This is a genomic window from Pseudomonas shirazensis (assembly GCF_050496565.1).
In the GTDB taxonomy this organism is placed as follows: Bacteria; Pseudomonadota; Gammaproteobacteria; order Pseudomonadales; family Pseudomonadaceae; genus Aquipseudomonas; species Aquipseudomonas shirazensis_A.
Map to the genome: position 1 here is coordinate 138,426 of NZ_JBNWAE010000008.1, position 14,339 is coordinate 152,764.

The 14,339-nt window shown below is 64.9% G+C and carries 13 protein-coding genes; 7 read left to right on the forward strand and 6 right to left on the reverse strand.

What is annotated here, in order from left to right:
- Window positions 1-73 precede the first annotated feature (73 nt).
- Window positions 74-586 (forward strand): hypothetical protein, encoded by a 513-nt coding sequence (locus ACQZ2L_RS13700; RefSeq protein ID WP_430326620.1) that lies wholly within the window; start codon window positions 74-76, stop codon window positions 584-586.
- A 9-nt stretch (window positions 587-595) separates the two neighbouring features.
- On the opposite strand, the gene hrpB is transcribed toward ACQZ2L_RS13700, so the two are convergent.
- Window positions 596-3,124: an ATP-dependent helicase HrpB gene (gene hrpB, locus ACQZ2L_RS13705; RefSeq protein WP_430326621.1), complete on the reverse strand. Its 2,529-nt coding sequence runs from the start codon at window positions 3,122-3,124 to the stop codon at window positions 596-598.
- A gap of 116 nt (window positions 3,125-3,240) precedes the next feature.
- Between hrpB and ACQZ2L_RS13710 the strand changes: the two genes are divergently transcribed.
- Window positions 3,241-3,660 (forward strand): polyribonucleotide nucleotidyltransferase, encoded by a 420-nt coding sequence (locus ACQZ2L_RS13710; protein ID WP_101322234.1) that lies wholly within the window; start codon window positions 3,241-3,243, stop codon window positions 3,658-3,660.
- 22 nt (window positions 3,661-3,682) lie between these two features.
- Complete coding sequence (locus tag ACQZ2L_RS13715; protein WP_430326622.1) at window positions 3,683-4,552, forward strand: cation diffusion facilitator family transporter; 870 nt, start codon at window positions 3,683-3,685, stop codon at window positions 4,550-4,552.
- A 169-nt stretch (window positions 4,553-4,721) separates the two neighbouring features.
- On the opposite strand, the gene ACQZ2L_RS13720 is transcribed toward ACQZ2L_RS13715, so the two are convergent.
- Window positions 4,722-5,546 carry a DUF6515 family protein gene (locus ACQZ2L_RS13720; RefSeq protein ID WP_430326623.1) on the reverse strand — a complete coding sequence of 275 codons (825 nt, stop codon included), beginning with the start codon at window positions 5,544-5,546 and terminating at the stop codon, window positions 4,722-4,724.
- A 390-nt stretch (window positions 5,547-5,936) separates the two neighbouring features.
- Here ACQZ2L_RS13720 and ACQZ2L_RS13725 point away from each other — a divergent pair, with 390 nt between their 5' ends.
- Both ACQZ2L_RS13725 and ACQZ2L_RS13730 read left to right on the forward strand, forming a co-directional pair.
- Window positions 5,937-6,413 (forward strand): Lrp/AsnC family transcriptional regulator, encoded by a 477-nt coding sequence (locus tag ACQZ2L_RS13725; protein ID WP_186701560.1) that lies wholly within the window; start codon window positions 5,937-5,939, stop codon window positions 6,411-6,413.
- Between the two features lie 55 nt (window positions 6,414-6,468).
- Window positions 6,469-6,672, forward strand: coding sequence for a DUF2788 domain-containing protein (locus ACQZ2L_RS13730; protein WP_101322238.1), 204 nt, complete (start codon window positions 6,469-6,471; stop codon window positions 6,670-6,672).
- 18 nt (window positions 6,673-6,690) lie between these two features.
- Here ACQZ2L_RS13730 and ACQZ2L_RS13735 read toward each other — a convergent pair whose 3' ends face one another.
- From ACQZ2L_RS13735 to ACQZ2L_RS13750, 4 genes are all read right to left on the reverse strand, one after another.
- Window positions 6,691-7,323 (reverse strand): pseudouridine synthase, encoded by a 633-nt coding sequence (locus tag ACQZ2L_RS13735; protein WP_430326624.1) that lies wholly within the window; start codon window positions 7,321-7,323, stop codon window positions 6,691-6,693.
- Window positions 7,324-7,329: 6 nt separating this feature from the next.
- Window positions 7,330-8,817, reverse strand: a complete 1,488-nt coding sequence (amn, locus tag ACQZ2L_RS13740; RefSeq protein WP_430326625.1) for an AMP nucleosidase — start codon at window positions 8,815-8,817, stop codon at window positions 7,330-7,332.
- 58 nt (window positions 8,818-8,875) lie between these two features.
- The gene (locus ACQZ2L_RS13745) at window positions 8,876-10,528 is read right to left on the reverse strand and encodes an acyl-CoA dehydrogenase family protein (RefSeq protein ID WP_430326626.1); all 1,653 of its coding nucleotides are present in this window, start codon (window positions 10,526-10,528) and stop codon (window positions 8,876-8,878) included.
- A gap of 114 nt (window positions 10,529-10,642) precedes the next feature.
- Entirely contained in the window at window positions 10,643-12,622 is a 1,980-nt protein-coding gene (locus ACQZ2L_RS13750; protein WP_430326627.1) for a sensor histidine kinase, read from the reverse strand.
- Window positions 12,623-12,887: 265 nt separating this feature from the next.
- Between ACQZ2L_RS13750 and ACQZ2L_RS13755 the strand changes: the two genes are divergently transcribed.
- Together ACQZ2L_RS13755 and thiE are read left to right on the forward strand one after the other, a co-directional pair.
- Entirely contained in the window at window positions 12,888-13,685 is a 798-nt protein-coding gene (locus ACQZ2L_RS13755; RefSeq protein ID WP_188036722.1) for a hydroxymethylpyrimidine/phosphomethylpyrimidine kinase, read from the forward strand.
- Window positions 13,686-13,706: 21 nt separating this feature from the next.
- Window positions 13,707-14,330 carry a thiamine phosphate synthase gene (thiE, locus tag ACQZ2L_RS13760; RefSeq protein ID WP_430326628.1) on the forward strand — a complete coding sequence of 208 codons (624 nt, stop codon included), beginning with the start codon at window positions 13,707-13,709 and terminating at the stop codon, window positions 14,328-14,330.
- The last annotated feature ends 9 nt before the right edge of the window (window positions 14,331-14,339 follow it).

Genomic DNA, 14,339 nt, shown 5'->3' on the forward strand with positions numbered 1-14,339 from the left:
AGAGGCTGCAACCTAAGGTGAACCGCCGCCGCAAACCGTGCGGCGTCCCCTTAGGCATTGCGAGGAGCACTCCATGGATCAGAACATTTCGGCAACCTATGCCCGGTCATTTCGCGCCAAGCTGTACCTGCAGGCGCACAGCAAGACCATCCCCCTGCGCTTGAGCCAGAACAACGACAAGTTCTCCTGGGGCCTGAGCCCCGACAATGACTGGCTGCAGGCTGGCGGCGACGCGCCGTCGCTGATCATCTCGTTCGACTATCAGTCGATGACCGACAATCGCCTGCACTACCAGGTGCACATCCCCGGCCCCCGCAAGAACACCCCCGGGCCGCTGGTGCCGCGCAGGCTGGCGATCAGCAGCAACGGCTATCTGGGCTTCTACTGGACCGAGGAGCAGAGCGAGCACTGGAAGATCGAACCGCTGGGCGAAAGCGAAGAGGGCCTGCTCTGCCACCTGCGCGATCATCAAGGCCACAGAGTAGCGACGGTGCAGGACGATCCGCACTTCCAGCCCGGCTGGTTTGCCTACCTGAATGTCCACGAGGGTGACATCGCCACCTTCCTGCTGAAGCGTGTCGACTAACCACCGCGCTCAAGTCCCCCGAGGTTTTACCCGAGCGGTGGCCTGAGCAATCAACGGATCATCCGGCCAGTAGTGTTTCGGGTATCTACCTTTGAGATCCTTCTTCACCTCGGCATAGGTGGTGCGCCAGAAGTTGGCCAGGTCCTGGGTCACCTGCACCGGCCGGCGTGCCGGCGACAGCAGGTGGAGCAGCACCTGCTGGCGACCCTGAGCGATGCGCGGGGTGTCGGCCAGGCCGAACAGTTCTTGCAGGCGCACAGCCAGAATCGGCGGCGTCTCGCTGTAGTCCAGACGGATGCTCGAGCCAGATGGCACCGGCAGATGCTGCGGCGCCCATTCGTCCAGCCGCTGCGGCAGCGGCCACGGCAGCAGATTGCGCAGGATCGACGGCAGGTCCAGTTGGGCGAAATGGCTGAGCCGCGAGACCTTGCCCAGATACGGCTGCAACCAGCCTTCAAGGCTACCAAGCAGGGCCGGATCAGACAGGTCGGGCCAGTCGCTGGCGCCGTTTTGTGCCAGATCGAGCTGTCGCAGCAAGGCCACCCGCGCCTGCCACTGGCGCAGCTCTGGGGTCCACGGCAACAAGGCCAGGCTTTTGCGCCGGACCAGCCCGAGCAGCGCCTGCGCACGGGCTTCATCGTTGAGCCCGGGCAGGGCTTCACGGCTCAGCACCAGCTCACCGACCTTGCGCTGGCGCTCGGCGCGCAGGACCTGCTCTCGCTCATCCCAGTCGAGCAGATCGAGGGTTTGCACCTGCTCGGCGAGCACGCCATCGAACAAATCAGGGTCGAACTCGGCAGCCAGATAGATCCGCTCCTCGCGCTGGCCCTGGCGGCTGCCGAGGTCGGCAATCACCAGCCACGGGCATTTCATCAGCCCATCGACCTCGGCAAACAGCGCCGCTCGGCCATTGGCCAGGCGGTACTCGGCGCCGCCGTCACGGCGCTGTTGGGCGACTCGGTCTGGATAGGCCAGTGCCAGCAGTGCACCGAGCCAGCGCGGGTGCTGCGGGCCGGCGACCGGCGTCTGCGCGCTGCCACGCAGCAAGCCCCGGTATTGGCGGGCCAACTGACGGGCGCGCTGCACGCCGCCTTGCGCGCCGCGCACTGCTTTATTCTCGCCGCTGAGCAGCGCCAGCCGGCTGTGCAGATCAGCGCCGCCACCGCGCTGGATGTCGCGCTCGCCCAGCAGTGCGGCAACGTCACAGGCCATTTCGCTCAGGCCCAGTTGCTGACCGCGCAACAACAGATGGGCGATACGAGGATGCGCGGGCAGTTCGGCCATGGCCTGGCCATGACTACTCAGGTTGCTGCGGCTGGCCGGTTTGAACGCGCCAAGCCGGGCCAGCAGATCTTGCGACTGGGCGTAGGCGGCGGCAGGCGGCTGGTCGAGCCAGCTCAGCTGATCCGGGCTCACGCCCCAGCGCGCCAGTTGCAGCGCCAGCCCGGCCAGGTCGGCCTGGAGAATTTCCGCCGTGCCGTGGGCGGCCAATTGTTCATGCTGCGCTTCAGACCACAGCCGGTAGCACACCCCCGGCTCCAGTCGCCCTGCCCGCCCGGCGCGCTGGGTGGCGCTGGCGCGGGAGATACGTTGGGTGTCGAGGCGGGTCATGCCGCTGCCCGGGTCAAACCGCGGCACCCGCGCCAGGCCTGCGTCGATCACCACCCGCACGCCATCGATGGTCAGGCTGGTTTCGGCAATGTTGGTCGCCAGCACCACCTTGCGCTGGCCCTTGGCCGGCGGTTCGATGGCGGCGCGCTGGGCGTTCAGGTCAAGCTCGCCGTGCAGCGGGCAGAGGATGATGTCGGAGCGCTCGCCGATGGCTTCCTGCAGGCTTTGATGGACTCGGCGGATCTCGGCCTGGCCCGGCAGAAACACCAGCAGGCTGCCGATTTGATCGGCCAGCGCCTGCAGCACGCAGTCGACCACCCGCGGCTCGATGAACTCTCCCGGCTGCATCGGCCGGCCCCACTGGATCGTTACCGGGTGCATACGGCCCTGGCTGCTGACCACCGGGGCATCGTCGAGCAGGCGCGACAAGCGCTCGCCTTCAAGAGTTGCCGACATCAGCAGGATTTTCAGCGGCGGCTCGTCGCGCAGCAGCGCCCGCCCGTTGAGGGTCAGCGCCAGCGCCAGATCGGCGTCCAGCGAACGCTCGTGAAACTCGTCGAAAATAAGCAGGCCCACGCCTTCCAGCGCCGGGTCCGACTGCAGCCGGCGGGTCAGGATGCCTTCGGTGACCACTTCGATGCGGGTGTTCGGGCCAACCTTGCTGTCCAGCCGAATCCGATAGCCGACCGTTTCCCCGACCTGCTCGCCCAGCTCACTGGCGAGGCGCTCAGCCGCAGCGCGTGCGGCCAGCCGGCGTGGCTCGAGCATGATGATGCGCTGGCCAGCCAGCCACGGCTCGTCGAGCAGGGCCAGCGGCACGCGGGTGGTCTTGCCGGCGCCGGGCGGCGCTTCCAGCACGGCTTCGTGGCGCGCGCTGAGCGCCTGACGCAGCGCGGGCAGTACGGCATCGATTGGTAATGAAATCATGGTGGTCCTCGAACGAGGCGCCGAGTATAACGGCGAACCGGGCGAGGCCCGATAGGTCATACTTACGGCAGCAGGCCGCTGGCCTGTTTCGTTGCGATTTTCCATCGGAGATTTTCATGCGCATTCATTCCCGCGTCATCGGTGGCGCCCTGGTTGCCACCCTGCTGACTCAGCTGACGGCCTGCGGCACGTTGTTCTATCCAGATCGTCGCGGCCAGATCGAAGGCAAGGTCGACCCGGTGATCGTTGCCCTCGATGCCATCGGTATTCTGTTCTACGTGATCCCGGGCCTGATCGCCTTTGGTGTCGACTTTGCCACTGGCGCAATCTACTACCCCGGCGGGACCACCGCCCAGGTCGACCCGGCCAAGCTCAAGCCGGCGGTAAATGCCGATGGCAGCATCGACAACAGCAAGCTGCAGGCTATTCTCGAAAGCGAACTGGGCCAGCGCCTGCCGCTCAACGACCCGCGCCTGATCCAGCATCGCGGCAGCGTCGAGCAACTGGCCAGTTACGGCCTGATTCCGGCCGCCTGACACTTCGCAGGATGCGCACCGCATGACGCCCACTGCTGAACAGCAACGCTTGCTCCGCCTGGCCACCCGCGCATCGCTGGCGGTGGCCTGCATCCTGGTGGTGAGCAAGGCGATAGCCTGGTGGCTGAGCGACTCGGTCAGCCTGCTGGCCGGGCTGACCGACTCGGCGCTGGACGCAGTCGCCTCGCTGCTCAACTTGCTGGCAGTGCACTATGCGCTGCGCCCGGCCGACGACGACCACCGCTTTGGCCATGGCAAGGCCGAAGCGCTGGCCGGCATGGCCCAGGCCCTGTTCATCGGCGCCAGTGCGGTGCTGATCGGGGTGCAGGCGGTGAGTCGCCTGCAATCACCGCAGCCGCTGGGCGACACGGCGGCGGGTATCGGCGTGATGGTGTTGTCGCTGGTGCTGACCGTGGCCCTGCTGGCGCTGCAGCGCAAGGTGATCAAGGCCACCGGCTCGACCGCGGTGCGTGCCGATTCCCTGCATTACCGCTCCGACCTGTTGCTCAATGGCAGCATCCTGCTGGCGTTGCTGCTGGCCGGTTATGGCTGGCCGCAGTTGGATGCGCTGTTCGGCTTGGGCATTGCGCTCTACATCCTCTGGAGTGCCGTGCAGATTGCTCGAGAAAGCACGGCGATCCTGATGGACAAGGAGCTGCCCGGCGATGTGGCCGAGCAGATGCTGGCGCTGGTCACGGCCATTCCCGGAGTGCTCGGCGCGCATGATCTGCGTACGCGCGTGTCTGGCAGCTACTGGTTTGTGCAACTGCACCTTGAGCTGCCCGGCACGCTGTCACTGCATGATGCCCATGAGCTGTGCGTGCAGGCCTCGGCGGTGATTCGCGAGCGGTATCCGCAGGCGGATGTGATGGTGCATGCTGATCCGGTGTAGTGTCAGTTAGATTGCCGGGGGCGCTCTGCGCCCCTTTCGCGACACGAGGCCTCTCCTACAGGGCCTGTGACTTGCGCGGTCCCTGTAGGAGCGGCCTTGTGTCGCGAAAGGGCTGCAAAGCAGCCCCGGCGCACTTAAATCAGACGCAGACTTCAGATTACGAACGCAATCAGTTGATGCTATACCCACGCCCACTAAGGCAGGCCCCAAGCGAACGCCGATACAACTCGGCAACATTCGCCGCCGGCGCATAACTGGCCTGAGCCGGATCAAACCCCGACTGCTCAACCGCCCAGCGATGGCACTGATAGCGATCCTGATCCTGCTGCTGTTGATTCTGCCCATAGCTTGGATAAGCAACCACGTCATAACCACTACTGGCCTGCGACGCTGGCACAGGCTGGCTGACCGGTGGGTTGACCACCACGTACTCACGACTGTCGGCCAGGTACTGGTAGTAGGTGTCAGCAACCAGAAAGAACAGCACCCCGCCGCGCCAGACTTCTCGCGCATACGGCGGCAAGTAACCGACGCGCACGCCATAAGGAGGGCGCACCACTACATAGCGCGGGCCCTGCGGCTGATACCAGTAGCCACCGGAATAGAAGTAATCGCGGCCGCGATAGGGCACCTTCCAGTGCTGCTCAGGGAAGCGGTCGATAGCATGCCCGGGATGGTATTGCGGGCCAGGCCCCCAACCGTTGCCGTGGCCATCGGGGCGACCTGACCAGTTGTCACCGGGGCGCTGCCCGGGCCCGCCCGCCTGCCAATGGCGGTTATCGGGGCCGCGGCGCGGGATGTCCTGGTAATAACCTTGCCGGGGTGGCTCGGTCTGGCGCACTTCATCGCGGGAATTGAGCGATGAGCCGGAGCTGCCGCCGCCATTCGGGTCTTGCGGCCCACGGCCGTCGCCCGGCCCCTGCGCCAGCACCGCGGCGCTGATAACCATCGCCAGCACACCTACCCCTGCCAACTGCCAGCCGCGCGACCTCATGGTATTCCTCTCGACAAGTAAAACCGCAACTGTCGCCAGTTTACCGCGCAGCTTGCCTGGGCAGATGAAAATCCAGCCATAAAAAAGGGAGGCCAAGTGGCCTCCCTTTGCAATTGTCGTCCGTGCTCGGCACTTGTGGCGCCGGCTCACCTCACCCCGTTTGGTAAACGGTGCGTAGCCCGGGGGCCGGCTGATCGTGTTGATCGCGGGCCGCGAGCGGCCTCCTGGGCCGGTCGCCGTGGACTGATGTCCGGGCAGTGATTCTGTTGATAAAGATACTGCCAGCAGCCCGGCACAGGATTGCGAAGATTGCTCAGATAAATAGCACTTGCGCAATTTTTAACCCTTGATTGATAATTCTACGCAATCCGAACAGATAAGGCCCCTTTCATGAGCAAGCTCGACCGCTACGACCTGAGCATCCTTGCCGAATTGCAGCGCGATGCGCGCATCTCCAACCAGGAATTGGCTGAACGCATCGGCTTGTCGCCCTCGCCGTGCTCGCGTCGGGTCAAGCAACTGGAAGACGACGGCTACATCTCGCGCCAGGTCGCGCTGCTGGACCGCAAGAAGCTCGGCCTGAGCCTGACCGCCTATGTCCTGATCGGCATGGACCGGCACACCCCGGAGCGCTTCGAGACATTTGAAGCCGCCGTGCGCGGCCTGCCGCAGGTGCTCGAATGCAGCCTGGTGACCGGTATGGACGCCGACTATCAACTCAAGGTGGTGGTGCCGGACATGGACCATTACCAGAAACTGCTACTGGGCAGCCTGACCCGCATCGAAGGCGTTACCAGCGTGCGTTCAAGCTTTGTGCTCAACCAGGTACTGGCCAGCACCGAGCTGCCATTGACCCACCTGCGTTAACAGCCGAGGGGCCCGGGCGTATACTCAGCCGCTTGAGCCTGCTTGGAGCGCACAGATGGATCCTGAAAAATTCGAAGAATGGATGATGATCATCCTGGTGACCATCCTCATCGGTTTCATGGGATTCATCGTCTGGGACCTGGCGAAAAAGTCCAAGGCAGGCCGCTTCGGCACGCTGATCCTGTTCTTCGTGCTCGGCCTGGGCGTGCTCGCGTTCATCATCAAAAGCGTGGTGGTGGGGATGATCGAGGGCGTCTGACGCTCACGCCCTGCTCACCTATAGCTTGGGTGGCGCGTCGCGCCAGCAGCCCTGATCCAACCCGTCCAAGGTCCAGTCGCCGATCTTCACCCGCACCAGACGCAAGGTCGGCAAGCCGACCGCAGCAGTCATGCGCCGCACCTGGCGGTTGCGCCCTTCACGAATCACCAGCTCCAGCCAGGCCGTCGGCACGCTCTTGCGAAAGCGCACCGGCGGGTCGCGTGGCCACAACTGCGGCTCGGCCAACAGCCGCGCCTCGGCTGGCAAGGTCATGCCGTCGTTAAGCTCGACGCCCTGGCGCAAGCGCTGCAACTGCTCCTCGCTCGGCTCACCTTCAACCTGGACCCAGTAGGTCTTGGCCAACTTGTGCTTGGGGTCGGCAATCCGTGCTTGCAGGCGGCCGTCATTGGTCAGCAACAGCAAGCCTTCGCTGTCACGGTCCAGACGCCCGGCGGGGTAGATCCCGGGGATATCGATGAAATCCTTGAGCGTCGCGCGGCCGTCGCCGTCACTGAACTGGGTCAGCACGTCGAACGGTTTGTTGAACAGCACCAGGCGCGGCTCGGCCGGTGGCGCCTTGGCCGGCCGGCGGGGGCCGGCAGGCCGCGGCGCTGGGGTGCGGCGCGGCTTGGAACGGGGTGGCAGGGGCATGGATCCTCAGCGGAACGGCGGCTCATCGAAGCTGCGCAGTTTACGCGAGTGCAACGAATTGAGCTCAGTACGCAGCAGATCCAGCGCGGCAATGCCGATTTTCAAGTGCTGGCTGACCGCACGGTTGTAGAACGCATTGGCCGAACCTGGCAGCTTGATCTCGCTGTGCAGGGGTTTGTCCGACACGCAGAGCAAGGTCCCGTAAGGCACCCGCAGGCGATAACCCTGGGCGGCGATGGTGCCGCTTTCCATGTCGACCGCCACCGCCCGCGAGAGGTTGATCAGCGGCCGTTCCTGGGCCCAGCGCAGCTCCCAGTTGCGGTCGTCGTAGGTCAGCACGGTGCCGGTACGCAGGCGTTTTTTCAGCTCGTCGCCGCGCTCGCCGGTGACGTGCGCCGCCGCTTCCTGCAACGCCATCTGCACCTCGGCCAGGGCCGGGATGGGAATGTTCGGCGGCACCACTCGGTCAAGAATGCCGTCGCGGCGCATGTAGGCGTGGGCCAGCACGTAATCGCCGATGGTCTGCGACTGACGCAGGCCGCCACAGTGGCCGATCATCAACCAGCAGTGCGGGCGCAGCACGGCAAGGTGGTCGGTGATGTTCTTGGCGTTGGACGGGCCAACGCCGATGTTGACCAGGGTCACACCGTCACCATCGGCGGCGATCAGGTGATAGGCCGGCATCTGGAAGCGGTGCCAGACCACGCTGGCCACCAGCGCCTGAGTCTCGCCTTCGTTCAGGCCTTTTTCGATGACCACGTTACCCGGCAAGACCATGCGCACAAAGCGCGGGTCGTCACGCAACTGCTCAAGGCCATGGGCGATGAACTGGTCAACGTAGCGGTGGTAGTTGGTCAGCAGGATCCACGGCTGCACATGGCGCCAGTCGCTGCCGGTGTAGTGCACCAGGCGGCGCAGCGAGAAGTCCACGCGGGCGGCGTCGAACAGCGCCAGCGGCAGATTGTCGGCATTGCTCCAGTCCCACAGGCCGTCGGCGATATCGTCGGTGGCAGCCGACAGGTCGGTGCTGGGGAATACCCGCGCCAGGGCGGCGGCGGTGATGCCGGTGCCGGCCAGTTCATCGCCCTGCTCGACCACATACGGGTAAGGGATGTTCTGCTCGCTGACGCCGACTTCCACGGTCACCGTGTAGTCGTGCATCAGGGGCCGCAACTGGTCGAGCAGGTAGCTGCGGAAGGCTTCTGGCTGGGTCACGGTAACGCTGTAGGTACCAGCAACCTGAACCTTGCCATAGGCACGGGTGGTGGCCGCGACTTCGCCGTTGCTGTAGTAGGTCAGGCGCAACGCTGGGTAACGGTACAGGGCGCGCTCTTCGGCGTCCGGTTCGGTGCGGTCCTTGAGGTAACGCTTGAGGGCCTGACTGAGGGCACCGGTGGCCTGTTCATGCAGGGCCGCCAGACGGTCGACGGCCTGTTCGGGGGTATCAACGACTACAAACGCTTGGCTCACGCTGGGCTTCCTGTTTTCTGTCATGCGTGCAGCCATCTTGCCTTGCTTCGGTGGCAAATACACCCCTACGGATGCATTAGCCTCAGCACGGCCACAGCGGCGTCGCCCGCGCGACCAGCGCCTGCACGTCGACACCACGCGGCAAGGCGCCGTAGACCCTGCCCGCGCCGTTCAAGCGGCTGGCGATAAAGCCATCGCTGACCTGCACATTGCCCGCTTCGAGGAGTAATTTGGCCTGCACCGCCAGGGCGATGTCTTCGCTCAGTCGGCGGGCGCGGTACTGGATGTCACCGGTGTCGGCCAAGGCTGCCTTGAGCCTGGCAATATGCGCCGCCAGCCGAGCGTCACCGTGGCCATCGCCCAGCTCAGCGAACAAGGCCTCCTGAATACCGGGCTCCTTGCTCAGCGCGCGCAGCACATCCAGGCACTGCACATTGCCCGAACCTTCCCAGGTCGAATTGACCGGCGCCTCGCGGTACAGCCGCGGCAGGATGCTGTCTTCGACATAGCCCGCGCCACCCATGCATTCCGCTGCTTCGTTGATCATCGCCGGGGCGCGTTTGCAGATCCAGTATTTGCCTACAGCGGTCATCAGCCGGGCGAAATGCGCCTGTTGCGGATCATCGAGCTGGTCCAATGCCTGGCCCATACGCAGGCTCAGCGCAAGCGCGGCCTCGCTTTCCAGGGCGAGGTCAGCGAGCACGTTCTGCATCAAGGGTTGCTCGGCGAGCACGCGCCCACTGACCTGACGATGGGCGCAGTGGTGCGTGGCCTGGGTCAGCGCCTGGCGCATCAGTGCGCTGGAGCCGACCATGCAGTCGAAGCGGGTCATCGCCACCATTTCGATGATGGTCGGCACGCCGCGGCCCTCTTCGCCGATCATCGACGCCAGGGCACCGCGCAACTCGATTTCGCTGGAGGCATTGGAGCAGTTGCCCAGCTTGTTTTTCAGGCGCTGGATGTAGAACTGGTTGCGGCTGTCATCGGGGCGATGGCGCGGCAGCAAAAAGCAGCTCAGGCCTTTGTCGGTTTGCGCCAGGGCCAGAAACGCATCGCACATCGGCGCCGAGCAGAACCACTTGTGCCCGACCAGCTCGTACGCCTGGCCGGGGCCAGCGGCGCCGACCGGATAGGCCCGCGTGGTGTTGGCGCGCACGTCGGTGCCGCCCTGTTTTTCAGTCATGGCCATGCCGATCGTGACGCCGGCCTTGTGCCGGTCGCCGACATTGCGCGGGTCGTAGTCGCGGGCCAGCAGCTTGGGCAGCCAGTACTCGGCAAGCTCCGGCTGTACGCGCAGCGCAGGCACGGCGGCAAAGGTCATGGTCAGCGGGCAGCCAGTGCCGGCTTCGGCCTGCGAGTGCAGATAGGTCAGCCCGGCGCGGGCAACGTGCGCACCCGGCTGCGGCGCGGCCCAGGGCAAGGACGGCAAGCCGTGCTCGACCGCCGTGCGCATCAACTGGTGATAGGCCGGATGAAACTCGACCAGGTCGATGCGATGGCCATAGCGGTCGTGGCTGTGGAACTCGGGCTTGTGCGCGTTGGCCAGAAACCCCGCCGCCATCAGCGGCCCACCGGCCAGCGCGCCATAGCTGTCCAGCTGCGCCTGCGCCCAGCCGGCGCCAAAGCGCTGCGACCATTGCTGCAACGGCAGATCAAGCCGGTACAGGTTGGCGCCATCCAGTGACGGCGGCTGGTTGCTGACCTGGTGAGTCTCGGCGTACTGATGCAGGTTCATGGGCGCGCTCCTGGAGCCGTGCTGGCCTTGGACTGCCAGTGAAGCACCGTTGCGCGGTCAGTCAAAGTGACGAATCGGCCTATCGCGGCGGCGCTTTACGACAGTGCCGTGCACTCAGAACCTGGCAACACGCCCCGGCGGCGCCTGAACCTGGGCCGCACTGAGGTTCAGGGTCAGCTCGAAACGGCTACCCAGCCCGCGGGTCGACTCGTGCGAAAGACTCGCCTCGAGCAACTCGCCCAACTGCCGGCAGATCGACAGACCGATGCCCAGCCCGCCATAGCGCCGGGTCATCGAGCCATCGACCTGGAAGAAGCGCTGATAGAGGGTGGCCTGATCAAGGTCATCAAAGCCGATGCCGCTGTCACTGACGATAAACGACAGCGCCAGGTTATGCGGGCCAACCCGACGGCCACGGACCTTGATCATCACCCCACCCTGCTCGGTGAACTTCAAGCCGTTGTCGACCAGGCAACGCAGGCAGCGCATCAGCTTTGGCGCATCGCCGACCAGATCGTCGGGCAGGTCGGCCGGGATATCCAAACTCAGGTACAGGCCTTTGCTCAAGGCCAGCCCGGCAAAGCTGGCACGCAACTCCTGCAACTCGCGACGCAGGTTGAACGGCAACGGATGCGCACGCAGTCGCCCGGCCTGCAGTTCGGTCAGGATGAGGATGTCGTCGACCATCACCATCATGTCCTGGGCGGAGCGTGTGGCGGTGTGCTGGTACTGGCTGAGTTCGCTGTCCATCGGCAGGGTCTGCATCAATTGCAGCGAGCCGATCACGCCGTTCATTGGCGTGCGCAGCTCGTGGGTCACGGTCGACAGGAACTCGTCCTTCAAGCGGTTACTGCGAGCCAGTTGCTGGTTGAGCTGCTCCAGGGTCTGGCCAGTTTCGCGCAGGGTCTGCGCCTGCTGCTCGCGCAGGCTGTTGATGCGATCGGCCAGGGCCAGCGACAGCAGGGCAACTTCCAGCGCGCAGCCGAGCTGGCTGGCGTACATGGTGATGAATACGTTGGGCAGATAGCCCAGCACCATCAGAGTATTGACCAGACCACCGAGCAAAAACGCCGACCAGGCAATGATGAACCAGCGCGCTACCCGCAGGCCGCGCCACCAGGCATACAGCCCGGCGCTGAAGATACTCACGGTGAACAGCAGCGCCAGCACCGTAGCCATGCGCAGGGCCACGCCGTAGCGCAGGGTCACCGCCAGCACCATGACCAGCGCGCCGCCGAGCATCAGCACTTGCAGCAGCCGGTCGAAGCCGCGGCTGAGCAGGCCCATCTGCAGGAAGTGGCGGGCAAACTGACAGCCGAACAAGCCGGCGGCACCGATGAACAGCGGCGTCGCGGCGTTTGCCCACCACGGGCTGTCCGGCCAGAAATACGCCACGCCGGCGCCGTTGACCGATACCTGGTACAAGCCGAACGAGGCTATATAGAGGATGTAATAGAGGTAGCTGACGTCGCGCACACTGATGTAGATGAACAGGTTGTACACCAGCATCACCAGCAACACGCCATAGATCATCCCCAGCACATACAGGCGGGTAGGCTGATCTTCCATGTAGGCATTCACCGACCATAGCGTCAGCGGCGCCTGAACCGAGCCTTCGCTGTGCAGGCGCAGGTACACCGTGGTCGGCTGGCCGGGCTGCAGCGGTAGTTCGAACAGGTAGTTGTTCTGCTGGATCTGCCGGCTGGCATACGGCAGGGCATCACCGGTGCGCTGCGCCAGCTTGAACTTGCCGTGGGCGTCGGCCAGGTACATTTCGAGGTGATCGAGCGGCGGGTAAGCGAGTTCCAGCAACCATTGCCGGGTGGCCTGGCTGGCTGGCGCGACGTAGCGCAGATCAAGGCGCAGCCAGAACACCGAGTTGGAATAACCGGCGTTGAGCACGTCTTCTTTATGGGTGACAAAACGCTCGGCAAAGTCCGCCGAGCTGACCTCGGCAATGGTCGCACTGGCCGTGCGATCCTCATACACCTGCATGATTTTGCCCAGCGGCAGGCGCCGGGTCGCGTCGTCAAAATCCACAGCTGCGGCGAGCACGGGCAAGCAGCCCAGCAAGATGATCAGCAAATAGCGCATTACAGCCCCAGCATGGCCCTTTCGGTTGCGTCGCGTTGGCCCCCCTTTCCCTTTGAGGCGACGTAATCCGGTAGAGCCCGTTATCGAATTATTTGAGCACTCTAGCATAGCCATCAGTGATGGCCATCAAGTCCGCATGATTTTGACTTAACAGCTCTAGCACGCCAGTTACAGGCGCAATGACTGTCCCATCCCGAGCAACACCCTGCACTATCGACACGCGGGGCGCTTCGCCGAAATAGGTTTGGTGGTAAGCTCGCCGACCATGAATATCTACAGCTCCCGCCCCGTTGTCCTCTGTCTCTCCGGCCACGACCCCAGTGGCGGCGCCGGCCTGCAGGCAGATATCGAAGCCCTGATCGCCCAAGGCTGTCACGCCGCGCCCGCCGTGACCGCTCTGACCGTGCAGGATACCGTCAACGTCTCCGACTTCCGCGTGCTCGACCGCGAGTGGGTGCTGGCCCAGGCCAACGCCGTACTCAACGACTCGCAGGTGGCAGCGGTGAAGCTGGGCATGCTCGGCTCGATCGAAATGGTCGACACCGTGGCCGAGCTGCTGGCCGCGCACCCGCACCTGCCGCTGGTCTGCGACCCGGTACTGCGCGCCGGCGGCGGTGGCCGGCTGGGCAAGGATGAAGTCGGCTATGCCGTGCGCGAACGGCTGTTGCCGCTGGCGACCATCGCCACGCCCAACCTGCCCGAGGCGCGGATTCTGGCCGAGCTGCCGGAAGGCACGGCCGACGAGTGCGCCGCCAAGCTGCTGCCATTCTGCAAAAACCTGCTGATCACCGGCGGCCACGGTGACGAAGACGCTATTCATAACCGTCTGTACAGCCGCGATGGCAGCAGCCAGACCTGGCTCTGCCAGCGCTTGCCGGGCAGCTATCACGGTTCCGGCTGCACCCTGGCCAGCGCCCTGGCCGGCCGCCTGGCCCTTGGCGAGGAATTGCAGAGCGCCGTGCGCAGCGCCCTCGACTACACCTGGCGGACTCTGCGCGACGCCGAACAACTGGGCCGTGGCCAATTCGTGCCGCGCCGCCTGCCGCTGGATTTCTGTTCCTGAGCTACGCACACGAGGCCTGACATGAAGCTACGCGGTCTGTACGCGATCACCGACAGCCAGCTCCTCGCTGGCCGCTTTGAATCCCATGTAGAAGCGGCGCTGGCCGGCGGTGTGCGCCTGCTGCAGTACCGCGACAAGAGCGACGATGCGGCCAAGCGCCTGCGCGAAGCCGAAGCCTTGAAGGTGCTCTGCGAGCGTTACGGCACCCAACTGATCATCAACGACGACGCCGAGCTGGCCGCGCGCCTGGGCGTCGGCGTGCACCTGGGCCAGACCGACGGCCCGCTGACACCTGCCAGAGCCTTGCTCGGGCGCAATGCAATCATCGGCTCGACCTGTCACGCTCAACTCGAGCTGGCCGAGCAGGCTGCCCGTGAAGGCGCCAACTATGTCGCTTTCGGGCGCTTTTTCAACTCCGTGACCAAACCCGGCGCACCGGCTGCCAGCCTGGAGTTGCTGGCCCAGGCCCGCGCCAGGGTGAAACTGCCGATCGCCGTGATCGGCGGCGTCACCCTCGACAACGCCCCGGTATTGATCGACCACGGCGCCGACCTGCTGGCCGTCATTCATGGCCTGTTTGCGGCTGACGACGCCCACGAAGTCACCCGCCGGGCCCGCGCGTTCAACGCGCTGTTCGCTTCCTGAATTCGAGAG